Below are 24,366 nucleotides of genomic sequence, written 5' to 3'. Positions count from 1 at the left end.
GTAGGCTCAGCAAACTATGATATGAGAAGTTTTCGCCTGAATTATGAGGTGTGTCAAGTCGTGTACAGTGCTGATGTGGCAAGGGAACTCACAGAGCAGTTCGAGAGGGATCTTACTGATTCTTACCATTAAGAATTGAAGACTTGTTGCAACGATCCCTGACCGAGCGCATTGTTGAACAGGGTGCTCGCGTGCTTTCTCCATTATTATAAGTTGAAAAAACCGGTATTATTTATCTTTCTGATTTTAATTAGCTTACATGTTGTAATATAAATATTTTAAAACATGAGGATTTTTGAAATCGAGTGAAATATAAAATGGAGGAATAAATTTTGGGTGAAGTTTTTTGGGTTTACTGACAATCAAAGTCATAGTAGGTTTTGTCACCTTATTTTTTATCATTATCATAACCGGTAGAACATCAATCTCTCAGTTAACCCCGTTTCACTTAGTTTTTGTATTAGTGCTTGGAGATTTTTTAGGAAATACCATTTATGAAAATAAGGTAGGGATTTTTCACTTTTTATATGCCATCGGATTGTGGACGCTTCTCATGTTGGGGATAGAGTTCTTGACTCTAAAAAATAAATCGACACGTTCTCTCTTATTGGGCATATAATTACATAACTGTGGGTTTTTGGTCATTTAAAATCAGGATAAAATTGGAAGTTATAAAAAATATTCTTATACATCATTCTAATAAAGTAAAAATTAAAGGCGGCGTTATTTATAACAGTAAAAAATGACGTAAAGACAGGGCTAGCTTCGAAACATTTGCAATCAACAAGCTAAGCAGCTTTACCAAGAGGCTACACACTCAATCCGTTCTACACAGCGTTGAACCACGCGTTCAACAAATCGAACAAGAAGAACCGCAATAAGCCCAAGATGGAAGCCAAGCTTCCCAAGGCAGTACGCAAGGAGCACAAAAACAATAAGGAAATGAGTTTACAAGCAAAAATAATGAACAACAAGTAAGACAACAAAACAAACAAGCCCAGTCTCATAAAAAAAAATAACTGAAGCACACGTTCGTAAAAATTACAATTCTAAGCTTTATGTCGCAACATTCTTGGTATATTACAGAGAGCGAATAAAAACTAAGCTTTCTTACCAAGAGTTGTTTTATAAAAAATATAAAAGGAGCAAGTGTTATGCGATTACCCGAAGACTTTATAAGAGCTAGGCATAAAAAAGAAGGGTTAAGTTTAGATCAATGCTTTTCAAATCCTATCATACATAGGGAGATACATGGGAATAAGGTATTCGTTCCATTGGATTTAAAGAGAATTTGGAATCAATAAAAGTTTTTAGCAATGAAATATAGCAACCGTTTTGATTATAAGGCTATTTTATATATAAGGGATCCCACCAACAAAAAGCGCTTAAAACATACGCTAAGCATAATTCGTCATGAATAAAGCCGATTTTTCCTCAACTTACGAGAAATAATCGGCTTTATGGATAAGGGGACAATCGATTGTCAAAATGAATCCATTCCTAAATACTATTTAAAAACCGGTTGATGTGAAACCATTACCATAATCTAAAAAAGAGTATTATTCGGGGTGACACAAAAATAATTTATTCAAGTGGATTAACGGACTAGTGCGCCTAATATATGTGATATATATAAAGATATCTTACCATAGTGTAACGGGAGGGTAGTGATTTAGTACAGGATATCTGATGTTAAAAAGCCTCCGGCAGGAGGAACGCCGATCTGATATATAGGAGGTTCAGTGAGTGCTGTATCAGTTGTAGCAATCCAAGTTCCGTACTCACCTGCAAGCAAAGAGGGAGGTTTCATAATAAACCGTCCACTTAAAACGAAATGACGAATTCTAATCGAGGGATCATCAAATATAATTAAGTTACCAAAAAATGAGGCATATGGTGAATCAAAACTTATTTGTTTGGTGTTTTCTTCCCAATACCCATTAATTTGAATAGGTGTACCACGAAAATTAATTGTACCAGATACTTTATTATTACCTGTAATAGAATTAATGATGAGTACTCCCCAAATAATGGGTCGACCGGCTATAGAAGCCGAAATACCCCATTTTGATGGAAAAGGTATACTAACCATGAGTTTCTGTGCAGTTTGCAAAAGTTGATTCCTCGTTTCGTAATAATCATAAATACAAGAGTTTAAAGTTTAATTTCTATCTATACATCAGAGTGTTAAAAAAAGAAAGAAAGTCTAATAAATTATTTTAATATTTATTCATTTTGAATCTTCCATATTCGGTTTCGAACATTTCATTTACTTCCCAAGATTCAACGGTTTTATAAGCTGTTTGTTGATCAAAGCCTTTTCCCAGAAGGTAGGCCATTGCGGCAATTTCAGTTAGCGCATGTTTATAGGAAGTAAGAGCAACTTCTTTTAGACCATAATCAACAAAAGGCTTTATTGCCATTAATGTTTCACTTTTCAAATCCTGATCCGAATTTTCTCTCTCATCGGATTCATTACCCTCTAGATTTGGATGTGCTTCTTTGTATAGCACCTCCCACTGTTCATACAGACTTGTAGCTGACTCAAAGTCCTCAGAGTCTACTGTTAAATTTTTTTGTAATTTACTCATTAAATTACGCCATGTCTCTTCCCATTCCTCTAAAGTTCTTAAGTCAAAGAGTTTTGAGAACTTCGGTTTCACACTTTCCCAATGAACATAAATGTCGGTACACCATCCCAATAAATATTTATAGTTTTCCGTTTGGGCTTCCATTTTTTTATCACCCTTTTTAAATTTTTTCACTTCTAAAAAAAGAAGCAATATCGCGTGTAAAATGAGGTTAAATACCTTTTAAAACCAATTTACAATTCTATGGTATGTTTCACTTATGTCCCTAGACTAGGCATTTGTCTCATTTAACAAAATAAATTTTGTTTTCTTTCCAAACGGATAAATATGTTGCATTCTGCAAGTATAAATTTCCTTTGCAAACAAGGCCGGTGTTAAAAGTATAAAGGCATTTTTAAAACGTTCTTAACAAACAGATAAAGAGCAGGTAAGCTGAGGAACTTGATAAAAACCTGAAGGGGTTCCGTCAGGAAAATACGGATTTACAACGTTAAACTATTTTTTGGGAAACAAAAACCTTGCTTCCCCAACGCTAAGCAGAAGAAGCAAGGTGAGTTAATAATTTCACTTGCCAGAATCACGAGGTGGATTCACCATGTTCATGTAATTTATATCCTCCAGGGTAAACAATATTCACCTCAACCTTTACATGGCGCAGGGAATCTTGGTTTAAAACGAGTTGCTGTTTTCCTGTGGCTATGCTCTTCCATTGATGTGGATGTTTGCGATACAAAGATTCGCCCAAATTGTAAATATCTATACCCTCTTTAAAAGCAGTTTGATACGTTTTGCGGATTTGCTCCTCTATTTTTTCCTGAGCCATTTGTGTGAGTTCCTTTTCGGTAAGGTCCGTATGCAATTCATTGATCCCTGCCTTTACTTTTACTGAAATATCGAAATACGCCTTGTTCAATTTCACAATAGGAGTCACTTCATATTTGGGTTTTTCTGCGACAAGAACAGCCGCAAGCTTTTCTTCGGCAAACAAATCAAGAGGTACTCGGATCGTGTGAGTACTTAGCCAGGGCATTCCCGACAAATCCTTAAGATCCATTCGTCCATAATAATTGCGTAGATCATATACATGTATGCCAGAATATCTAAGCAGCTCTTTTGGTTTATTACTTTCCTGCCATTGACCTTTGCGAAGCGATAATTCCGGTATATAACTGGTTCTGGCCTTTTCGTTTGAGTCCAGTACAAATTGTTGCAGGCGGACCGGAGCAAGGATAGAACGCTGTCTGAAATTTTGCTCGGGATTGTGAAGAATGGATGCATTTGGCGAAAATCTAAAAAATGGGGTTGCCAGCAAGATTTCTTCAGGCGGCTCTCTTGTGCTAAACAGCCAGGCCAAGTACCTTATTTCACGATAACGGTTGATCAATTCCAGCACTTCTCCGACTTTGTTTTCCTTCATCAATCTCTCGCTGAACAAAATGGCAGAGATTTGTCCCAAGTTTAAGCGTTGTTGTGATGTACTGTACAAATCATTTGCCGCCTCCGTAAACGAGGAACCTTCGCCTTTGCCCACCCAAACCGGGGGCTGCTCCGCTTTTTGCTGTCCCTCCAGCTTGGCCACTGTCGAGAAATCAAGCAATTGCACATACAAGGTGTATTGGCCATCGACATAGTCTATTCCAACAGCCGTAGCATAGTTCATGTTTTGCACTTCATATCTGCTCCAGCAACCGGTAAGGGTGAGAAGAAGGAAAAGTGCAACCATACTTTTATATCTCCTCATTTATGCCTGTCCCCTTGCCTTGTAGAATCTCGTGTCTTCAACATGTCCGGTCGAGTGTTTCGCCATGGCCAAGGTAATCGAAACAAAGCGTTGGCCAAGTCTTTAAATGGAGGTGATATTGGGGCCAAGTAAGGCAAGCCGCATGAACGCAATGAGGCTAAATGGCTGAGCACAATAAATAATCCAAGAAAGAAGCCATAAATGCCAAGCGTGGCAGACAGAATGAAAAGAAAAAAGCGTAAGGTACTAATCGTTCCAGCCAATGATAGGCTCGATAAAGTTGAACCAAAGATTTGTGTAATTGCTCCGATGACAACGATACCTGGGGATAAGAATCCAGCACGAATGGCCGCATCCCCCAGGATAAGTCCTCCTACAACCGTTACCGTGGAGCCGACCGCAGAAGGCAATCGGATACCAGCTTCCCGCAGGATTTCTAAGAAGAGAAGTGCAATAAACATTTCAACTGCCACATCAAAAGGGATTCCCAACCGGTTAATCCCCAAAGTGGCAAGTAGATAATAGGGCAGCTGATCTTGATGATAGGAAAGAATGGCAACAAAAAATGCAGGAAGCAGTAGCGATACGGACAAGCCAAGTAAACGAAGCGTTTGACCAAATGTAGCTGCCAAAGCAGTAAAGTGGATATCTTCGGGTGCTTTCACAAGCAAAAATAAATTGGCAGGCGCAATCAACGCTACACGCCCATTGAGCATACAGTTCACGGTAAAGTCTGCTCTGCCTGTATACCCCATCAAAGGAAACAATGCTTTTGTCGGTTCCATTAATTCTTCTAGCTGAGTGGCGCTAAACGCTCCGTCAATGTGAAGATCATCTAATTTATTCTTTACATCTTGAACAATCTTAGGACCAACAATGTCACGCATGTAAAGAATTGCAACGGTTGTTTTCGTGCGAACGCCTACTTTTTTCGTTTCATAAACCATGCTGGTTGATTTGATTCGTTTCCGAATTAACGCCACATTGACTCCCACTTCTTCCACAAATCCATCCTTTGGCCCCCGTACCGAAAGCATTCGCATCATCTGTACGTTCTTTCAAGCTGCGCGTAATATCTGCTGTTCTACTCATTTTAATTTGCAGGCCTTCATAATGGTTTTCCAAGAGATTTCGGATGCTATGGGAAATATTTAAGGTAATTTCTTTTTCCTGCATCCCATTGCCAATAGCTCCTGGGTCCATTCTCCTGTGACCAGGATCTAAATATAATTTAAACATTTTACACCACCTCGTACAAATAAAATATGATCGAAGAGTAACGGAGGTATAGGAATTCGTCTGAGATACATATAAAAATAGGTGATGATAGGCATTACATTTCATTGAATCAGATGATTTATTTTAAAGCTAAGAAATTTTCCAAATGCGAGACCATATGTATGAGCAGCAATTAATGTTCCATATTTTTCGTGGGTCAGGCAAACTCTTGTTCATCTAGACAGTAGGCTGATTGATTATTGATGCTTCTTTCTTAACAAAACACCTAAGTGATTCTCTGTGCATATACTGTATCATTACTACAGGATTATGATTAAATACAACTCAATCCATACATAAAATAATCAAGGAGAGGTTAATTTTGAAAATTCCAAAGACAGCCAAAGTTAGTATCCCCTTTCCATCCGTATGGGGGATTGATGCTTCTATTGCGGGGAGATCCATTATTAGAGGTATACTTACCATTGATTCCATTGTAGACAACAAAGTAGTAGGTACAGTTAATTTTCGTGGTATACCTATTCCGATTAATGGGTATTGGGACGAAAGCTCTAAACAAATAAGTTTCGATTCACCATATGCCTCCTTTTTTGGCAACTTGACAATATTTGATGAGACCGCTATAAGCATTCGGCATTTCATTTTAAGTGGACGGTTTATAATGAAACCTCCCTCTTTGCTGGCTGGTGAATACGGAAATTGGATTGCTACAACCTTTACAACCCGTTTGGGACCTCCCATATATACTAATGTTTTACCACCTGCTGGTGCCTTTTCAGTCCCAAGTATGCTCTTGGGACAGCAATTGTTTTAATTAGACCATGACTTTATAAAAACAACCTTCCTTTGTGACTAAGGTTGTTTTTTAAAAGTGTTCTCGAAAAATACAGCCTTGCTTTAAATCTGAGTTTAGCGTATATCTCCGTTAAAATGTACTCGGAACCCTTTGATGATCGTGCCTAGTTAGATAAACAAATATTGATACTTCCTTATAGAAATAGCCTGCTTGGTTAGGTACGTTGTTTCACAATCCCCGGAAATTTTTAATATAAGTAATGAATGCTTATTTTTTTCCTTCCGATAGCTTTCTATATAAAGAAGCTCTAGATACATTTGTAATTTCACAAATTTGATTTACAGTCATATTTCCTTCTTTATATAGCTTTACTGCATAATTCATTCCTGCGTGATTTTTATGATATTTCTTTAACCGTCCTTTAAACTTCCCTTCTTTCATTGCGAGCTCAATTCCTTCACGCTGACGCATACGAATAAGGTCTCGCTCTAATTGGTTAACACCAGCCATTACCGTAATTAAGAATTGGCTATATGGATTATCTTCTGATAAATCTAGCCATGTATCCTTAAGTGATTTTAAGCTTGCCTTTTTATTTCGTATTAAATCAATCAATTCAAATAAATCTTGCGTACTTCGAGTGATCCGAGTTAAATCTGTAACATAAATAATGTCACCTTCCTGTAAATCCTCTAACATTTTTTGAAGTTGTTCACGATCTTTTGTGGCTCCTGAAATTTTTTCTTCATAAATAATATCCATTCCAATTTCGTTCAATTGCCGAAATTGCCTTGAAGGATTTTGGCTAGTCGAACTGACGCGTACATAACCGATTTTCTGCAAAATTTCACCTCGTTTTTGAGACAAGTCTTATGAGACACTCTTAACTATGATTTTATCAGTCTACTATACTTGTATCAATAGAGTACACTCTATTGATATATAATTATCATAATTGATTGAATATTATATTGAAACGAGTTGATACCTGATGAAAATGGCAAGAGGAAGAGAATTACTTACAACGGATCAAAGGAATCTTCTAATGGAGATTCCGGAAGAAGATTTGATTGAAGGAACCTACTATACTTTTTCTAATCATGACTTGGCAGTTATTAATAAAAGACGCAGAGTAGAAAATCGATTAGGGTTCGCAGTGCAATTAGCTGTTCTTCGATATCCAGGCTGGTCATATACACACATTAAAAACATGCCTGATTCGGTTTTGCGATACATAGCAAAACAGATCAATGCAGATCCTTCTTCACTTGGTCTTTATCCTCAAAGAGAAAATACATTGTGGGATCACATGAAAGAGATTCGGAACGAATATGGTTTTATAACATTCACTCTAAAAGAATATCGAATGACATTTAAACACCTTTATCAATTAGCATTAGAAAATGGAGATGCCATTCATTTACTACATGAGAGCATAGATTTTTTGAGAAAGAATAGAGTTATACTTCCTGCTATTACAACACTCGAAAGGATGGTATGGGAAGCTCGTGCAATGGCCGAAAAGAAGATATTTAATACCGTGAGTCAATCTCTAACAAATGATCAAAAAGAAAAGCTTGAAGAAATCATTACATCTCAGCATCGATCTGAAACCAATAAAACAATTTTGGGTTGGTTAAAGGAGTCACCAGGTCATCCTTCTCCTGAGACATTTTTAAAAGTAATAGAAAGACTTGAATATATTCGAGGAATGGAACTCGGAAGCGCTAAGCTTAATCATTTACACCGGAATCGCTTTTTACAGTTTTCTCGATTAGGTTCAAGATATGAACCTTATGCTTTTCGTGACTTTCAAGAAAACAAACGTTATACAATTCTAACCGTATATTTATTGAAACTTACTGAGGAGTTAACAGATAAGGCTTTTGAAATTCATGATAGACAAATACTAAGCTTGCTGTCAAAAGGACGAAAGGCTCAAGAAGAAATTCAGAAAAGAAATGGTAAAAAGGTAAATGAAAAAGTCATACACTTTTCTAGCATAGGACAAGCATTAATAAAAGCTAAAACGGAAGGATTAGATGTCTTTGAGGTTTTAGAGTCTGTCATTGAATGGAATTCCTTTGTCACTTCAGTAGAAGAAGCTCAAGAACTAGCCCGACCTGTGGATTATGATTATCTAGATTTACTCCAAAAGCGCTTTTATTCCCTTCGAAAGTATACACCGACACTATTGAAGGTTCTAGATTTTCGTTCAACAAAGTCAAACGAACCACTTTTGCAGGCGGTTGAGATTATACGAGGTCTGAACGATTCTGGAAAGCGAAAAGTCCCTGCAGCAGCACCTGTAGATTTTGTTTCAAATCGTTGGAAAAGGCATTTATATGAAGAAGACGGTACAATCAATCGGCACTATTATGAAATGGCTGTTTTAACGGAATTGAGAGAGCATGTTCGAGCCGGTGATGTGTCTATCTCAGGCAGTAGACAATATAGAGATTTTGAGGAATATTTGTTTTCACAAGATACATGGAACCAAGACAAAGACCGTACACGATTATCAGTTAGCTTATCGTTCGAAGACTACATCCAAGAAAGGACCAATAGCCTTAATGAGAAGCTAAAATGGTTATCTAACAATTGGAATAAACTAGAGGGAGTTTCGCTTGAAAAAGGAAAGCTTTCAATTGCACGGTTGGAGAAGGATATTCCAGAGGAAGCTAAAAAATTTAGTGCTAGCCTTTATCAGATGCTTCCAAGGATAAAATTAACCGATTTACTCATGGATGTTGCTCATATAACTGGATTTCATGAACAATTTACTCACGCCTCAAATAACCGTAAACCAGATAAAGAAGAAACGGTAATCATCATGGCTGCCCTATTAGGAATGGGATTGAATATTGGTTTAAGTAAGATGGCTGAAGCAACGCCTGACCTTACATATAAACAACTTGCCAATGTATCTCAATGGAGAATGCATGAAGATGCCATGAGCAAAGCACAAGCTGTATTAGTAAACTTTCATCACAAGCTAGACTTATCTTCCTATTGGGGTGACGGTACAACTTCTTCGTCAGATGGAATGAGAATGCAGGTAGGCGTTTCATCTTTACACTCAGACGCAAATCCGCATTACGGTTCCGGAAAAGGTACAACAATCTACCGATTTACCAGCGATCAGTTCTCATCGTATTACACAAAAATTATTCATACCAATTCAAGAGATGCAATTCATGTCCTAGATGGATTATTGCATCATGAAACCGACTTAAATATAGAAGAGCATTTTACAGACACTGCTGGCTATACTGATCAAATTTTTGGATTAACTCACCTTTTAGGTTTTAAGTTTGCACCAAGAATAAGAGATTTGTCAGATTCAAAGCTGTTTACATTAGAAAAGGCAAGCAAGTATCCAAAATTAGAGTCTATTTTACGTGGCCAAATAAATATCAAGATCATTAAAGAAAATTATGAAGATGTCTTACGATTAGCTCATTCTATAAGAGAAGGAACGGTATCGGCATCACTTATTATGGGGAAACTTGGCTCCTACTCTAGACAAAATAGTTTAGCCACAGCTTTACGTGAAATGGGAAGAATCGAAAAAACTATTTTTATTCTTAATTACCTTGCTAGTGAATCTTTGAGAAGAAAGATTCAAAAAGGCTTAAATAAAGGAGAAGCAATGAATGGTCTCGCAAGAGCCATTTTCTTTGGGAAGCAAGGGGAACTTCGGGAGCGAACGATACAGCACCAACTACAAAGAGCTACCGCATTAAACATAATTATCAATGCCATTAGTGTTTGGAATACGCTGCATCTGACAAAAGCAGTGGAATACCAAAAGGGTTTAGGGAATTTTAATGAGGATTTGTTACACCATATGTCTCCTTTAGGCTGGGAGCATATTAATTTACTAGGGGAATACCATTTTAGTCCGGAGAAGATGGTCTCGTTAGATTCTTTAAGACCCTTAAAACTTTCTTAACGTTGTTAAAAACAGGGTAAGCGTCAGGAAAATTTGCTTAACGTTGTAAATCCGCATTTTCCTGACGCTACCCCCTTAATAATATAAGTTTGTACTACATTGCCAATAGCCTCTTCTCGTTACTTGTTTCCATGGACATATTAATCACTTTATCCTCGAATGCGATACCTCTTATGTCATACAAAACATTCTCCTTATTACTGAACTCAAAATAATTTTTTTAGAGTAGGAAACCTTTTTTTTGAAAGGGTATCATCCACCCCTTTTCCGTCAATAGAGGACCAGACTGCTAGGTTCGCAGCATATCCCTCAGACTTTAAGGCGAGCGCTAACTGCTTTAGATAATAAGCAACCTGGGGATTCTCCATTGAGTCCATATCAAAAGCAATATTTACACGCTCTACTCCCATCTCTTTCAGGATAGGCATAACACTAGACCATGTATTTACACCCGCGATGGCCAAGAAAGTGGTACCAATCTCGGTGAGCTCTTCTTTGCTATAAACTTTTTCGATATGTTCAACAGCAATATCGGCCTTTAAAGCTCCTTCTGTTATCCAAACGGATGGAGCTTTATGCAGTACTCCTGGAGTCCAGTTAGCTAAGTCTTTGGTTGGTACCGCAACATGGACGGGCATTGGATCCCCTGCACCTGTTCCATTTTTCTTATTTGCAGAGGATATCCAAAAATAACGTTGACCTCTCACCAATTTTACGAATCCAATTCCCTTTTCAAAACAAACCATATGGTTTTTATTGAGCGTTAGTTCCACTTCTTCAATGATTTCACCACTCACCATAATTTGAACAAGATTTGGCTGTTGTTTGACTCGGGCCTGTAGACCTGGTATCGAACCAACTGAAACCTCTACATCATTCGGAGGGTTGTCAATTCGTGTTTGGAAGCCCACAATCTCATTAAACTGGTTTCTATAAGGAATGAGGATTCCTTCCCTTCCTGACAAGGACCAGCCATAATTAGTTTGATAAAAGCCTGGAATGCCTTTATAGGACTCTACCTGCAATGATTTTGAAATCCTTTTTACAACATTCCACGGTTTAGCTGGAAACGAGCGATACTCTCTTAAAGTAATTTCTCCTTTAAGCATTTTGCGCGAAGACAAATGGTCATAATGAGCATCTGACAAAGTCGTACAATCGATAAGTTCCTTGAAAACCCTGTTTAACTCTTCAGCCGCTGCCTTTTCATTTCCTTCAATAAAAGTACCGGCGGCATCTTCAGCGGGTATCCGTTCTCTTTTTTCGCGCAATCGGTGAATCCATGATGGAAAGTTTTTTGAAAACTGGATGTCACTTTCATGTCTAATGCAAACAACAGTGTCACCTTTACTGTTAATCATGCATCCACCACGGTGGTTACAGACCGGGCAAGTTTCTCGATAAAACTCAAACCAGTCCTTTAATTTTGTTCTTCTCAAGTTAGACATTACATACACACCTTTTCTCTGTTTTTACTTTTAAATTACTCTTTTAAACTTGTGGGATAAGGGTGGCATAACAGTAATCACCATAAGACTTTCCAGCTGATCATCATACCCAATAACTGCAGCCATTGGCTGTTGATCAAAGTCTGTTCCTTCAATTAGGACTCGGGGCTTCTTGTTATATGTCTGCTTTTCTACGATGGACCCACTCATAATACAAGAAATAATATCTTTCCTTGTGTAACCACGCTTTTCCATTCGCAGGAATGTGTGTTTTCCCAGGCGGATCTGATTAGTCATTAATGCTTTTTTTATGTCTTTCATTTTCAAACCCTTCTCCTCCTTTTCTGTAAAAAAGAAAAAAGCGGCCCAAAGACAATGAAAAGTAATGTTCCTTTTTTGGAACACTCGTCATAGTCCAAGAGACCGCTTTATTCATGACCGCTCACTTAAGTGGCAAAAAATCCAAATGAAATAATATAGATTTAATGTACCATGACAATATTGACTATTTCAACTGTTTAAAAAAACGCATCCATTTCTTTGTCATAGATGTATTTAAATTAATCATTTTCACCTCAAAGTCTTTTCCAAATAAGTGCTTTGCCAATGTTGTAAATGGAACTGTCAATTGGTTCACAACATTCTCATTAGAAATTAAGGGTGCTGCTTCATAATAATTCTTCATTACCTCTTGATGCATAGCTGGTAAGGAAGTTAATAAAGGAATTGATAAGTCCTTGGCTAGCCGCTTCGTTTGAGAAAACTCATATGTTTTATTAAAAATGAGATATATGGGGATTTTTAAGTGTTTAGTAATGTCTTCGATATAACTCTTCCAGGATAGAGTTTCTTGATATGCATCGTCTGCTAATATCCAAAGTTCATCTAAATACTGAAGTGAATGTAAGGAGTAATCAGACATTTTCCCCGTAGGCATATCAACCAGGGTAACATCTACAATTTTTGTTGTAGTCATATAAGATTCAAGGGATGCAGCATTCCACTTTAATTTAATATCGCTTTGATCCAGGGGAAGGAATTTCACATCTTTATAGGTCCAATCAGAATCGCCTGCTGCTCCATCTGTATGAATGGCTTGAGAAAAACTCACCCAATTTTCTGGCACCTTTGTATATCTTAGGAGCCAATCTTTTAACATATGATGCTCGGTTAATCCCTCCAAAACAGCAGTGTATATTCTCTGTGTTGATAAAAAGAAAGCAAAATTGATGGTTAACGAAGTAACTCCAGTTCGATGAACCGGTGACCACAGGCCGATCATCTTATGTTCATTTCTCTTGTAATTAATGAATAACTGTTTTTGCAAATCTCGTGAGCGTTTGTAGTACAAATCATCTTGATTTTGACTTACTTCTTCGTCTTTTTTAGCGGGTTTTTCCCTCTCAGCTTGTTCTCTGTTTTGCATATGACTTGTGTCTGCCGAAACAACAACATTTTTAGGGGGATTTTCCGCTTTCTTTTCTTGAAGGGCATTTTTCTGCTGTTTCGGTTTAGGAACTTTGCTGCTGGGTTCACTATGAACAGGATTTTTTGAGTTTCGATTTGGTTTTCTTTTTTCAATTACTCTTTGCTTAAACTCTGGAGGTATTGATTCACCTGTTGACGATAGTTCAAGGAAATCAAATAAATCAATAAAGGATGTAAACTCTTTTATATGATTGCTATTGGTTTTAGTAGGCGTTTCGGAATGCAGCCAGAGTATGAATACATCTTCGTGCCTTTTATATAGCGTAGATTTGAAATAGTCCTCTTCCCCATCATAAATGAGTAAGGCTATCTCATCTCCCCCTTCCCTCTCGTACCATGTTTCATATTCCTCTCTTTGTCCAAAGAAGCAGCATTCAAGATCTAACTTTTGAAGGAAATTTTTTAACTCAACATATTCAACTTCATTTATCGTTTGGATAGTCTTCGTCAAAAAAACTAGACACTTTTTCTGCAAAGGTTTGTCGCTCCGTTTCTATTCGATTTAGATAAGAATCTACTCTCTTATGAAAAGCTGCTGTCAAAGGGGAGCGTCCGTTTATAACGCTTTCAACATAAACAGCGCTATAACCAAGTTCCCTGGCAAATTCATATTGTTTAATCCCCAAATGTTTAATTAGAAGGACTAGACGATCTAAATCAGACTTGATTTCAACATCTTTTAATCTGGTTATCAATTGATTTCTTCCCTTCATATAAGTGCTTAGAAAGTAAAAAAGCTCATACCTATTCGAAGTTTCATTCGACGGGTATGAGCAGTACTTGCTTTCCATTTATATTTATTATTGTGATACCAATAAATATAACATAATCAGGATATGGATGAAAAGATTACTATTTTTCTTTTTAATATTGGGAGATTACGCTATAATAAATTTAGATTTTTCTCTTTTATGTTTAATGAGCCACTTTTTGAGTGTGCGGTGAATGAATACATTATAGGCCTTTGGGCTCTTTGTGAATGACAGAGTTTTTTATTCTGTTTATTACAAATTGCCCGAGGCCTTTTTTGTGTTTTTACACAGGAGAGAGGAATCAAAATCTTGGGAAAGGGTGTTTTTTAATGACAAGCAATTGTAGTGTCAATCCAGAAACTTTATTGGAGGCATTAGCTGAGCCGTTTGAACCTAAGGAAATTGAATGGAGGGTTCAAAGTGCATCAAGAGGACAAAATGGAACACAGCTTTTAGTGGTACCGTACATTGATTCGCGCTCGGTAATGAATCGACTTGATGATGTGTGTAAAACTCATTGGCAAAGTCACTTCGATAAGATCGAGGTTGGAGGTAAAGAGGCATTTCAATGCCGATTGTCCATTTATATTGGCAACGAGTGGATTACTCGAACCGATGCAGCTGAGGTCAGTGATATTGAAGGAGTAAAGGGCGGTCACTCTAATGCTCTGAAACGAGCTGCTGTCCAATTCAAGATTGGAAGATATCTCTATGGGCTCCCAAAGTTTTGGGTACCGCTTCAGGACAGTGGTGAACATCGTGTTTTCGGTAAATTTAAGATTAGCGGTAAGCAGGAGCAATTAAAAGGTTACTTCAATCCTCCTACCCTTCCTAACTGGGCCTTACCAGCTGCCATGCAAAAGCAGCAAGACCCTAAAGGAACGAAAAAACCGGAGCAGAAAAAGAGTCAAGAAAGTAAAAACAACAATCGGAAGCCTAGCCAGCAAGAGCAAGACTTAACAGAAGACCAGAAAAAGGAAATGGTTTTGGAGCGGGTTAAGCGGCTTTGTGAGTATTTAGAGATACCAAATGGTTTTCCAGTCCCATTATTGAAAAAAGCAAATGAGGGAAAATCAATAAATTTTGGTACTGCTACAACAGAGGAGCTCAGAAAACTTTACCAGGTTCTGTTGCCGGTTAATTTTTATGTAACCGAATGTAGGAAGCTGGGGTTAAATGAGGATGACATGATTTATTATGCGCAGATTACTTGTAAGGTTAAATTGGAAAGCATCCATTCACTTTACTTTAAAATGAGTAAACAAATAGCAGAAGAAACTCTCGAATTGGTACCGGAAGGGAATTCCCAACAGGCCGTTTGAGATGAGAGACAACGATAAAATAGAAGGGACTTCTCCCCTCTTTTTTATCGTTTTTTTTATGAACAAACATATTACTTTTTTGTAAATATGAGAGGAGAAATTAATACATGAAATTCAAAATGGAGAAAGATCGTTTGCAAGACACCGTAAAGAAAATAGAGAAAATATTAAATACAAAAAGCTCCATTCCTATTTTAGCTGGAGTTTTAGTCCAGGCAAAGGCGGATTGCCTTCTGTTTACTGCCAGTGATGGAACCGAAAGTATTATCCATCGTGTTCCGCTAGACGAAGGCGCGGTTAACATTGAGTCTGAAGGAAGCGCAGTTTTTACTAAGGATTGCTTCGATGTAACAAAAAAGATGAAGGGAAGTATATCCTTTGAGCTTATAGATCAAAAGGTCATTGTGTCCCAGGAGACGACGAAAACAAGGCTAGAGTTCGGTGTTATGGATGCTGAGGACTATCCCAAGGTAGCTGTAGAATCAACCTCTAACCCTATCATCTTCTCGGGGAAGGAATTCTTCAACATTGTCAACAAAACGTCATTTGCTGCCAGCAGCTCGGAACTCAGGCCAATCTTACAAGGCATACATATGTCATTTAGTAAGGATGGGAATAATTTTGTTGCGACTGATAGCCATCGATTAGGGAAAGTGACGACTGGTCATTCCGAAGAAACCATGAGTGTAACTGTACATGCTAAAAAGCTCGAACAAGTGCTGAAATCCTTTGATTTTTCCACAGAGGTATTGGTGTTTCCGACTGAACTAAACATTGCGTTTGCAAATGGACATACCATTTACTATACGCGATTGCTAGATGGAACCTTTCCAGATACTTCGCGTTTAATCCCAAAGGAATTTAAACAGAAATTGGTGATCAATCGAGAAGAGTTTTTTGATTCAATTGACATGCTGTCCTCGATTTCCAGAGAAGGGATAGTCATGTTGAGCATTAATGGCTTATTCGTAGAGCTGGCTGCACTTGGAGATACTGCCAAAGGTTCAAGAGAAATTGCTTATGAATCCTTTGAGGGAGAATCCTTGGAAGTTGGTTTTTCTGCAAAATATGTGTTAGATGCTCTTAAATCCATTGAATCTAAAAGTATATCAATTGGTTTTAATGGAGGAATGAGTCCTTTTGTGATTCAGCCTCTTTCAGAGGAAATAAATGAACTCCAACTTATTTTGCCAGTGAGACTGCAATCAAACTAATCATTGAGGGAGCGTGTGTATTGACTGTACGCTCCTTCTCTTATAGAGAGGACTGGAAAATATGGAATTGAATTTTGATCATTTCTCCCGAGTACTGGAAGAAAAAAAGGTTGATAAAGTTTCAAACGAGTCAAATGAAAATTATGTATTAATGACGGTTATCAATAGACCGGATATAAGCGGTATTAACTTTGATGCCTTCTCTTTTGATGATGTTATTGACGTTTATAACGAGTTGGAAAATGCAATTACGGATGAGGATATGCACGGAGAAATAAGTATAGATCCTAATCATCCATATAGTCGGATGTTGAGTTTGGGGTGGAAAATCTCGAGGGTGGTAATAGCACCTAAATTACGAGTCGCTTCTCCCTTTCCGTTTATATGAGGTGAACTGATGGAAACTAGAGATGATTTTTATATGCTGCAGACAACTCTTAATAATCTTGGTTTATTAAAGATCGCTTATGACTCTGGGGTGGATATGAAGAATTTTACCCATTATAAGGTTACTCACGATTTTTCTTTTGATCCAATTTGGGAAAATTTCTCGATAGCTATTCATGAGTTAGTGGAAGAGTATGAGTTTTATCCTCCGGACAATGAGGATGTAGAACAAGACAAAAAATACTGGACTGACCTGGCGGGAGCTTCGTCTACTTATCTTGACTGTGTAGCCGTCCTAGTCATCTTAGACGATCGAATAGACACTTTTGAAACCTGGTCTATTGGTGGATATTCGATGGGAGCCTGGTATTCCGGATTTGGAGAGATTTATCCGATTGAAAGAGGAATGGTCCTGATTATAGACGAAAATGATGGACCCATTGATTATACAGATGCTTTGAGTCTAATAGTTGAACTATTAAACCTAGAAAAAGGGAGAGTGTAATTTAATGAGATGGAAATTTGAAGTGTCCGATTGTCCAACAAATGCCACTTACCCCGTACTTGCTCATCAGATTAATGATAATGGAGTAAGGAAAGGGCCGTTTTATTTAAGGATAGAGGATCTCTTACATGCATTGAAATATGAACCAGAAAATTTTTTAGATGCAGATGGGGAGCGGCAACATGAAAACAGTACCCCTCCTCTTCCCGTTGGAACAATTCGATACTCTGCGAATACCTCAAAAACAAGTGAACGTGTCACGATGGAGATTCCTATGAAGCAATGGGATATTCGGTATGGAAATGAACCAGATACATTTTATACCCTCGGTTTTCCCCGAATGGTGGTACAGTACCTGGTAGTAAAATCCGAAGAAATTCTAACGATTAAGGAAATGCGTTTGTATGCAGTTCTAAACAATGGTAATCCGGTCAATAATGAGACCCCTTTATTTATATTTCCTTATCCGAATGTTGGTAAAGAAAATGGGATTGTTTGCTGGGGACAGAATGAGCGGCTAGAAATAAATTCTTTAGTGAACCTAGAAAGAGCATTCCTTTGGTTTATTTCTGCTCCTTTCAATGAGGATCATGGAGTTAGGACCACACTGGGAATTCATCTGTTCAAAAAGTTAATTGATGATATTCAAAACAAACCTTTTGATGATGAATGGCTAATGCCTGCTAATAAAGTTTTTGGAGACCTTTTTTAACCTAAAAAAAATTTATGGAGTGATGAAAAATGAAACAAACAGATATCTTCTCAATGTTTAATTTAGTGGATGAGCATGAAGAAAAGAAAAAGAAAGAGGCAGAGGAACGTCGGACAAAAGCCGAGGAAGAAAGGAAAGCAAAGCAAGAGGAACTTCGTCAAAAGGCTAAGGAAGCTTCTGAAAAGGCCAAACAGGAAAGTGACCAGAAGGCTGCTGCAAAGAAGGCTGAAGAAGCTAAGTTTGAGGTGAATGAGGAAACTATTATCCGGCATTATGGTGAATCAATTGAAATTACATCATATTTTACACCAGAAGAACTTGCGGAAGGGTTACTCGTTACTAAGAAGGGATCTGACCCAGAACGAAAGCCTTTAGAACCGGAAATGCTCAGAAAAAGAATGGAGAAAGACTATCCAGAACTTGTTGCAAGTCATACAGAGATCATCTATCTAAAGGAAAAAAACATTTTAGTAATCACTATGAAGGCAAAGAAGAAGGGAAATTGTATGGAGGAAGTGCTATCAACAGATAGCGCTTTTTCTAAATCTCTTTTTAGCTTGAATAAGAAAATCCCTTTTTCTCTTCTAAGAGATTTTATTGCAATAGCCCGTATTTATGGTGAATTATCTCTAGAGGTACATGGAGACATTTACTATGATGTTAATTCAGCGAGTTTCTTTTTAGATATTCCAAACCAGAAGGTCCATAAATATTGGGTGACTGTAACTGAAACAGGGCAAGGAATCGTTGAACGCTTAGGAGACGCATTTAAAGTGCTTGAGATTCATTCCCATCACTTTATGCACCCTACCCCTTCTTTTCAAGATAACGAGTCTGAAAGAGTGCCTGGAATGCTTTATGGGATAATAGGGAGAACGCAAGATTACTTTCCACAGTTATTTCTCCGCCAATTTATATCCGAGGTTCATGGTCATAAGGAAGTAAATCCCGAAACGGTGTTTGAGTGGCCATTTTATAATTTGCCTGAATTCGATATGGATAAAATTGAGGTGGTGAGTCAAAATGAGTAAAACAGTGAATGTATTATCTGCTGCGCAGCAAAATTGGTATCAATATAAGGAGATTTATCCTTTAATATGTCAGCTAGGAACGGGCGGAACGGGCGGATACCTAGTGCAACACATAGCTCAACTCCTCAGCACTTCTAAGATCCGCGCTGCTTATGTCATCGCTGATCCAGATGTAATTGAGGAGAAGAATTTAGGGAATCAACTCTTTCTACCCAATGAGGTAGGCCTAAAAAAGGCTGATGTTTTAGCTCGTCGCTATTCCGCTGCATATGACTTAGATATTGGTTCATATAGCGAGAAATATATAGAAACCACACAGGACCTGAGAAATCTTTTTTCAGTAGAATATCTTGAAACAGGCGATAGGAGTTACAATACTCTTTATCTACCTATCATTATTGGAACCGTAGATAATAATTTTACTCGTAAAGTCATGCATGATCTGTTTAAACAATTGAATACTTGTATTTACATTGATGCAGGCAACGAAAACGCTACTGTTCCTAAAGATTGGCAACAAAGGCCTAAAGAACAATGGAATGAAGAGGAGCTAGCAGCCTTTCAAAATAGTGGTTGGAGCGGGCAAGTCGTCACGGGGGTTAATCTTAACTTTTTTAAACAGGCTCCTGTAGCAGAAGTCTTTCCGGATATCCTTAACGACCAAGACGAAATTAGACCAAGTGAATTATCATGTACGGAGCTAACAGCATCAGAGCCGCAGCGACTCATTGTCAATAAATTTGCTGCCCTTGCAGTTTTGAACGTTCTTACACAGCTAATCGAGGACAAAATAATAAGTTCTCATATTACTTTTTTCCATGCAAAGCGTGGTTATATGAGAAGTACAGATACACAGAGTCATTGAGATAATGATTCTCTTATTCTAAAATCCGTCTTTTAAAAGACGGATTTTTATTTGTTTCCAAGATTTAGTTTAATTGAATGATAAATTGTAATAAAATATATAGGTAATTTGGATTAATATGTCTCACTATTAGAGTAGGTGGTGTATTTATGGTTTCTGGAGTCACTGATTTGTATAGGTATTGGGAAGATGAATTCAAGAAGCAAGATTTATCAGCTCCTTTTGAAGTAGATAATAATGATTTTAGGGGTATTTCAAAGAAAGTTCGAAATTATTTTAGATTAAACTATTATCCTCAACCGTTCTATGGTTACTTGAATGAGGATATGAGCAAAGATATTCTAATGCCTTTAATAAATCCTGGTCCTATCTCAAATATCAATGTAGCAGAACATTTTCCTGCAGAAACCCTTGAAGAGTCTATAGCTCTTCACAATTACCAAATATATGAGCGTCATACAGGGAAATGGTCAAAGGAAATATTCCACCAAAAGGAACGCGAGTATGATGTGCAATATGGAGGTCGAAACAAACACTGGCGCGGAAAAAAATTAAATCAAGTACGAAGATTATTGGGAGAAGATATAGAGTTTCTCCATACTATAGAATTTTTTCCTTTTCATTCAGATAAATTTGGCGGATTTTCGAAAGAAGATCAAAATAAGTTATATAACCTGCCAAGTACAATCCGATCCATTAATGCCTTAGAGGACATTGCTTCTAAAAAACTTGTTAAACATATATTAGGTATAGGGATGCCGTGGGCCGCTATTTTAGACCATTATCCGTCGCTCTTTACGAAGGTTGGGTACCAGGAGTTGACTGGTCCAAAAGGCGGCGTAAGCCAGCGGTTTTATAAGTATAAGCCGGTAAAAAATCCAGACGGTCTACCGATCCTAATTTACTCTACTACATCTATGAATATCCCTAATCCTATTACCAATAGCCAAGGAGCAAACATTTTTCACGAGTTCTTAGAAATTTAATATTATGGACTACATAAAAAAAGACGAGCTTTCTGCCCGTCTTTTTTGCATTTATCTATCCTAGTTTGGAATTAGGACATTCATCTCTTTTACGTGACATAATCTTGTTTGAAGCATCCCTTTTACTTGAGAAGGTAACTGGCCAATTACTTTATTTAGAATTTCATATACTTCATCCAGGATAAGGGATTCACCTGCTAAGAATTGAAGAAGGTACATTTCTTGGCCATCAAGTGGAATCTTCGATAGCTGAAGAGAACCGACCCATCCTTCACTATGATTCATGGAGGACCAAAAATATAAATCCCATATTTCCTGCTCACTTGTTAGAAATTGTGTTTTCATGTAGACCTGAGGGTTTAAGAAACATAAATCAAATGGTTCGCCCAATAGCAGCTTCTCTGGAGAGGTATTTGGTTTATATCGGCTATCTTCTATAAAGGCCTTATATGCTCCAAATAACGATATATCCCTTCTCATTTGTTGAATAAGATCGTACACTCCATCAAAACCTTGTATCAGCTGCATTCCAATTGTTTGGCCCATTTCTGTTTGGATCCAGTCATTGTTGTTTTTAAAAATACTATCAAATAATAAAGGAATCTCATTTCTTACTATTCCTAAAGGGGAAGTCCAAACATCTTCCGGTAAATGTGTTTCTTCATCAAGTAATATAGATCTCATGATGTAAAAGCCCTGGAAGAATTGACTTTTAACCAATTCAGGTAATTTAGATTCAATAAGGTTTCTTTGTTCCTGGTCTGAAGCTTTCAATAGGAATTTACGTCCATAGAAATGAATTAGTGATTCTAATTCTTCAACAAATTCGGGGTCCTGATCAAATTGCCGCTTTAAATGATTCCATACTTGACTCTGAAATTCGTCAAAACTATTCATGTTATCTCTCCTCAGCTTTATTTTGTTGTTTCTCCATTAATGGAGCAACTTCGTATGGTGGAGCGGGACTATCTTCAAGCAATCTCCATGTCTTATCCTCTTGCTGCTTCAAAATAGTGATAGAATACATTTCTTCTCCGTTTTCCAAGATGAATTTACGGTAGAATGCTGCTTCCCCTACCCGCTCTTGATAATCAATATCTGTAATGACGTAGTTTTTGATACTTGAGTGCAACTGATCTAAATAAGTTTCTTGAAGGACTTTAAAGGTCTCAATCTGATTTTCACGATTATTAGGAAGCTGTTCTATGTATTCTGGGTGAGCATATTTTAAAAATTGGTTTGCAAATTCTTCTGGCTTCATATCCCCCTTATAGTAAGCGAAAAATACATAACTGATATACTGACTAAATTCTTCAGGGTCAGTAAATGAAGGCTTGGCATCTGGTACGTTTTTATCTAATTCTTTACGTAAATCTAAATCATTCTCAAATAAGGATTCTTCAAGATCCTTTTTTTCTAAAGCCTCCAAAGACTTTTTTTGTTCAGGAGAAAGTTCTACCTTGTCCTGTGAAGACTCCTTTTCTTTTGCTTGATCATGGGATGCTGATTTTTCTGTTTCAGTCTTTTGGATCTCTTCTTCAATATGAGATGACATGCAGGCAGTTAAATATAGAGTTGAATGTAATAAGCAGATACAGATTAAGAACTTTGATTTAAAAGGCATAATTGGACCTTTCCTCTTCCCATTCTGCTACTAGTGTTTTTATTTCATCTTTTTCTTTATGCGGCAGCAGATAACTTAACTCCATGCTTTCTTCCATTGGTCTATTTGTTTTAATGGCGGTTAGCATAACCCTTCGAAAAGGTTTAATCTGCATCAGGTTACCAGGAATTAAATCGGTTTCAAATTGTTCCCTGAATAGTCTTGATAAAGTATGCTGCAAACCAATATCTAAATCAGTCGGAATGGCAACGCTATTAAGCGTTTTCTTTGCAAATAGGCCAATCCATATATAATAGGCATTCAATCGTAAAGAGATTGGATCCACTACCTGGATGTGCTCATGGCAAACCCATTTTCGTAGCACATTTTCAAGCATAACTGAGGGGAAAATTTGGCCTTCCATAGAGTCGTAATCAAAATTAAATTGAGACTTTATATTAAAACGCTGCAGGTAGTCTAAAAAAATCACTATTTTTCGTTGATCCAATTTAAAAAACAAGCTCCTGCCGTTTTTTTCATGTCGTATTTTTGGCTGTGAAAGGAGTATCGCGATAATCATATCTTCCAATCGCTCTCTTTCTTTATCTGTCATAATGACCACCTCTCTAATTATAAAAAACTAAAAACCCCACAGTTAAACAAAGAAAGGTCTTTGATAACTGTGGGGTATTCCCATTTCCGCTTATATAATATTCTTCTAATTATTATATTCTACTTGTTTAACACGTTCAAGAGCCTCTTTTAGAGTAATCGAAGCTGAAGAAATCGGCATACCCAATATTTCCTGTAAGTCTTCGACTCTCTTATTCTCGTAAGTATATAAATAATGGGCATACGCCAATCTTACTTGCTCAGATCTAAATGAAAACCCTATTATTTCTTTTATAGAATTCAAATAATCCTTTAACGAGCCTAATTGAAGGGGTACATACTTATTCCCCTTTTTAGAGGAAAGTAAATATTCTGTCCCTCTAAAGATAGATCTTTCAATACACTCTAATATTATTGGTATCTCTTTGTCAGAGAATACTGCTTTCTGGGTACAGCCGTTATTTTTAGGTATCTGAAGAATAATGGAATCACCTTTATCCTCTATGTGAACTAATTGAATTCTTACAATATCTCTAACTCTAAACCCTCTCAAATATAGGATATAGAGCATTTTTGCATACAGAAGCAAGCTGGTGGAGTCTAAGATTTCATTTTTCTTCTTTAGCAAATACTTATAATTTAGATTAATTACTTCTACGTTTCTTTCTAACTTCTCTGGAAAGGAAAATTTAGTCATAAAGTCAATTTCAATTTTCCCTATTTTCCACATGTAATCATACCAGTTAGCGATCGTACCAATTTTTCTTAGAATTGTACTGTCTTTCAAACCCTGGGCTTTTTGCTCAAGAAGGAATTCTTTAATATCTCTAGGAAGGATTTCACGTGGTTCCACTGATCTTTTATATTTATGATTAACGAATGCTAGTAAACTCTTTATTAATCTAACCTCAACATAGGTTGTATTGGGACTAATCCCTTTAGAGAGCCTATACTCCTCGTAACCATATGGCATAAAATTCCCTCCCTTTTTTTCTTCTCGATTGTACCATACTTTTCTTTTTTCTCATTATCTGGTTAAAGGAAACAATTGAAATAGGTATATTTTCATTTTAATGGCGGGTTTTTAATGTTTTTATAAATACAACCCTTATGTAAAAA

Annotated in this window: 25 protein-coding genes and 1 pseudogene; 12 read left to right on the top strand and 14 right to left on the bottom strand. The window is 37.1% G+C overall.

Annotation, left to right across the window (positions count from 1 at the left end; genetic code table 11):
- A pseudogene (locus tag RBB45_RS18865) lies at window positions 1-212 on the top strand (phospholipase D-like domain-containing protein); the annotation flags it as partial.
- 134 nt (window positions 213-346) lie between these two features.
- The gene (locus RBB45_RS26380) at window positions 347-619 is read left to right on the top strand and encodes a DUF421 domain-containing protein (protein ID WP_371931623.1); all 273 of its coding nucleotides are present in this window, start codon (window positions 347-349) and stop codon (window positions 617-619) included.
- Window positions 620-1,672: 1,053 nt separating this feature from the next.
- On the opposite strand, the gene RBB45_RS18855 is transcribed toward RBB45_RS26380, so the two are convergent.
- From RBB45_RS18855 to RBB45_RS18835, 5 genes are all read right to left on the bottom strand, one after another.
- On the bottom strand, window positions 1,673-2,113 hold the full coding sequence (locus RBB45_RS18855; protein ID WP_371931622.1) for a hypothetical protein: 441 nt from the start codon (window positions 2,111-2,113) through the stop codon (window positions 1,673-1,675).
- 106 nt (window positions 2,114-2,219) lie between these two features.
- Window positions 2,220-2,735: a hypothetical protein gene (locus tag RBB45_RS26375; RefSeq protein ID WP_371931621.1), complete on the bottom strand. Its 516-nt coding sequence runs from the start codon at window positions 2,733-2,735 to the stop codon at window positions 2,220-2,222.
- Between the two features lie 433 nt (window positions 2,736-3,168).
- Entirely contained in the window at window positions 3,169-4,314 is a 1,146-nt protein-coding gene (locus RBB45_RS18845) for a Ger(x)C family spore germination protein (RefSeq protein WP_306010168.1), read from the bottom strand.
- A gap of 14 nt (window positions 4,315-4,328) precedes the next feature.
- Window positions 4,329-5,336, bottom strand: a complete 1,008-nt coding sequence (locus tag RBB45_RS18840; RefSeq protein ID WP_306010167.1) for a spore germination protein — start codon at window positions 5,334-5,336, stop codon at window positions 4,329-4,331.
- Complete coding sequence (locus RBB45_RS18835) at window positions 5,269-5,571, bottom strand: N-acetylmuramoyl-L-alanine amidase family protein (RefSeq protein WP_306010166.1); 303 nt, start codon at window positions 5,569-5,571, stop codon at window positions 5,269-5,271. The genes RBB45_RS18840 and RBB45_RS18835 overlap by 68 nt, the downstream gene beginning before the upstream one ends.
- 361 nt (window positions 5,572-5,932) lie before the next feature.
- On the opposite strand from RBB45_RS18835, the gene RBB45_RS18830 reads away from it, so the two are divergent.
- Window positions 5,933-6,385: a hypothetical protein gene (locus tag RBB45_RS18830; protein ID WP_306010165.1), complete on the top strand. Its 453-nt coding sequence runs from the start codon at window positions 5,933-5,935 to the stop codon at window positions 6,383-6,385.
- A gap of 249 nt (window positions 6,386-6,634) precedes the next feature.
- On the opposite strand, the gene RBB45_RS18825 is transcribed toward RBB45_RS18830, so the two are convergent.
- Window positions 6,635-7,210 carry a recombinase family protein gene (locus RBB45_RS18825; RefSeq protein ID WP_306010164.1) on the bottom strand — a complete coding sequence of 192 codons (576 nt, stop codon included), beginning with the start codon at window positions 7,208-7,210 and terminating at the stop codon, window positions 6,635-6,637.
- A gap of 148 nt (window positions 7,211-7,358) precedes the next feature.
- On the opposite strand from RBB45_RS18825, the gene RBB45_RS18820 reads away from it, so the two are divergent.
- Window positions 7,359-10,322 (top strand): Tn3 family transposase, encoded by a 2,964-nt coding sequence (locus RBB45_RS18820; protein WP_306010163.1) that lies wholly within the window; start codon window positions 7,359-7,361, stop codon window positions 10,320-10,322.
- A gap of 206 nt (window positions 10,323-10,528) precedes the next feature.
- On the opposite strand, the gene RBB45_RS18815 is transcribed toward RBB45_RS18820, so the two are convergent.
- The 4 genes from RBB45_RS18815 to RBB45_RS18800 all read right to left on the bottom strand — a co-directional run bounded on the left by RBB45_RS18815 (window position 10,529) and on the right by RBB45_RS18800 (window position 13,953).
- Window positions 10,529-11,770 carry a DUF3854 domain-containing protein gene (locus RBB45_RS18815; protein ID WP_306010162.1) on the bottom strand — a complete coding sequence of 414 codons (1,242 nt, stop codon included), beginning with the start codon at window positions 11,768-11,770 and terminating at the stop codon, window positions 10,529-10,531.
- Window positions 11,771-11,800: 30 nt separating this feature from the next.
- A complete protein-coding gene (locus RBB45_RS18810; protein ID WP_232288033.1) occupies window positions 11,801-12,091 on the bottom strand; it encodes a DUF4258 domain-containing protein in 291 nt (96 codons plus the stop codon).
- Window positions 12,092-12,275: 184 nt separating this feature from the next.
- Window positions 12,276-13,709, bottom strand: coding sequence for a hypothetical protein (locus RBB45_RS18805; RefSeq protein ID WP_306010161.1), 1,434 nt, complete (start codon window positions 13,707-13,709; stop codon window positions 12,276-12,278).
- Window positions 13,681-13,953 (bottom strand): helix-turn-helix domain-containing protein, encoded by a 273-nt coding sequence (locus RBB45_RS18800; RefSeq protein WP_306010160.1) that lies wholly within the window; start codon window positions 13,951-13,953, stop codon window positions 13,681-13,683. The genes RBB45_RS18805 and RBB45_RS18800 overlap by 29 nt, the downstream gene beginning before the upstream one ends.
- A 386-nt stretch (window positions 13,954-14,339) precedes the next feature.
- Here RBB45_RS18800 and RBB45_RS18795 point away from each other — a divergent pair, with 386 nt between their 5' ends.
- The 8 genes from RBB45_RS18795 (at window position 14,340) to RBB45_RS18760 (ending at window position 21,032) form a co-directional block, all read left to right on the top strand.
- Window positions 14,340-15,332: a Rad52/Rad22 family DNA repair protein gene (locus RBB45_RS18795; RefSeq protein ID WP_306010159.1), complete on the top strand. Its 993-nt coding sequence runs from the start codon at window positions 14,340-14,342 to the stop codon at window positions 15,330-15,332.
- 107 nt (window positions 15,333-15,439) lie between these two features.
- The gene (gene dnaN, locus RBB45_RS18790) at window positions 15,440-16,546 is read left to right on the top strand and encodes a DNA polymerase III subunit beta (RefSeq protein WP_306010158.1); all 1,107 of its coding nucleotides are present in this window, start codon (window positions 15,440-15,442) and stop codon (window positions 16,544-16,546) included.
- A 61-nt stretch (window positions 16,547-16,607) separates the two neighbouring features.
- Window positions 16,608-16,934 carry a hypothetical protein gene (locus RBB45_RS18785; RefSeq protein ID WP_306010157.1) on the top strand — a complete coding sequence of 109 codons (327 nt, stop codon included), beginning with the start codon at window positions 16,608-16,610 and terminating at the stop codon, window positions 16,932-16,934.
- Between the two features lie 9 nt (window positions 16,935-16,943).
- Entirely contained in the window at window positions 16,944-17,438 is a 495-nt protein-coding gene (locus tag RBB45_RS18780; protein WP_306010156.1) for a hypothetical protein, read from the top strand.
- Between the two features lie 4 nt (window positions 17,439-17,442).
- Window positions 17,443-18,150 carry a hypothetical protein gene (locus RBB45_RS18775; RefSeq protein WP_306010155.1) on the top strand — a complete coding sequence of 236 codons (708 nt, stop codon included), beginning with the start codon at window positions 17,443-17,445 and terminating at the stop codon, window positions 18,148-18,150.
- A gap of 29 nt (window positions 18,151-18,179) precedes the next feature.
- Window positions 18,180-19,181 carry a cell envelope integrity TolA family protein gene (locus RBB45_RS18770; protein ID WP_306010154.1) on the top strand — a complete coding sequence of 334 codons (1,002 nt, stop codon included), beginning with the start codon at window positions 18,180-18,182 and terminating at the stop codon, window positions 19,179-19,181.
- On the top strand, window positions 19,174-20,046 hold the full coding sequence (locus RBB45_RS18765; RefSeq protein WP_306010153.1) for a ubiquitin-activating E1 family protein: 873 nt from the start codon (window positions 19,174-19,176) through the stop codon (window positions 20,044-20,046). Before RBB45_RS18770 ends, RBB45_RS18765 begins: the two co-directional genes overlap by 8 nt.
- 149 nt (window positions 20,047-20,195) lie before the next feature.
- A complete protein-coding gene (locus RBB45_RS18760; protein ID WP_306010152.1) occupies window positions 20,196-21,032 on the top strand; it encodes a hypothetical protein in 837 nt (278 codons plus the stop codon).
- 60 nt (window positions 21,033-21,092) lie between these two features.
- On the opposite strand, the gene RBB45_RS18755 is transcribed toward RBB45_RS18760, so the two are convergent.
- From RBB45_RS18755 to RBB45_RS18740, 4 genes are all read right to left on the bottom strand, one after another.
- Window positions 21,093-21,929, bottom strand: a complete 837-nt coding sequence (locus RBB45_RS18755; protein WP_306010151.1) for a hypothetical protein — start codon at window positions 21,927-21,929, stop codon at window positions 21,093-21,095.
- Between the two features lies 1 nt (window position 21,930).
- Window positions 21,931-22,656, bottom strand: a complete 726-nt coding sequence (locus RBB45_RS18750; RefSeq protein WP_306010150.1) for a hypothetical protein — start codon at window positions 22,654-22,656, stop codon at window positions 21,931-21,933.
- Window positions 22,646-23,248, bottom strand: coding sequence for a hypothetical protein (locus RBB45_RS18745; RefSeq protein WP_306010149.1), 603 nt, complete (start codon window positions 23,246-23,248; stop codon window positions 22,646-22,648). Before RBB45_RS18745 ends, RBB45_RS18750 begins: the two co-directional genes overlap by 11 nt.
- A gap of 105 nt (window positions 23,249-23,353) precedes the next feature.
- Window positions 23,354-24,220 (bottom strand): site-specific integrase, encoded by an 867-nt coding sequence (locus RBB45_RS18740; RefSeq protein ID WP_306010148.1) that lies wholly within the window; start codon window positions 24,218-24,220, stop codon window positions 23,354-23,356.
- Window positions 24,221-24,366 lie beyond the last annotated feature (146 nt).

Source organism: Bacillus sp. MMSF_3328 (assembly GCF_030733525.1).
In the GTDB taxonomy this organism is placed as follows: domain Bacteria; phylum Bacillota; class Bacilli; order Bacillales; family Cytobacillaceae; genus Bacillus_AB; species Bacillus_AB infantis.
This window is presented reverse-complemented; position numbering and strand designations above follow the sequence as displayed.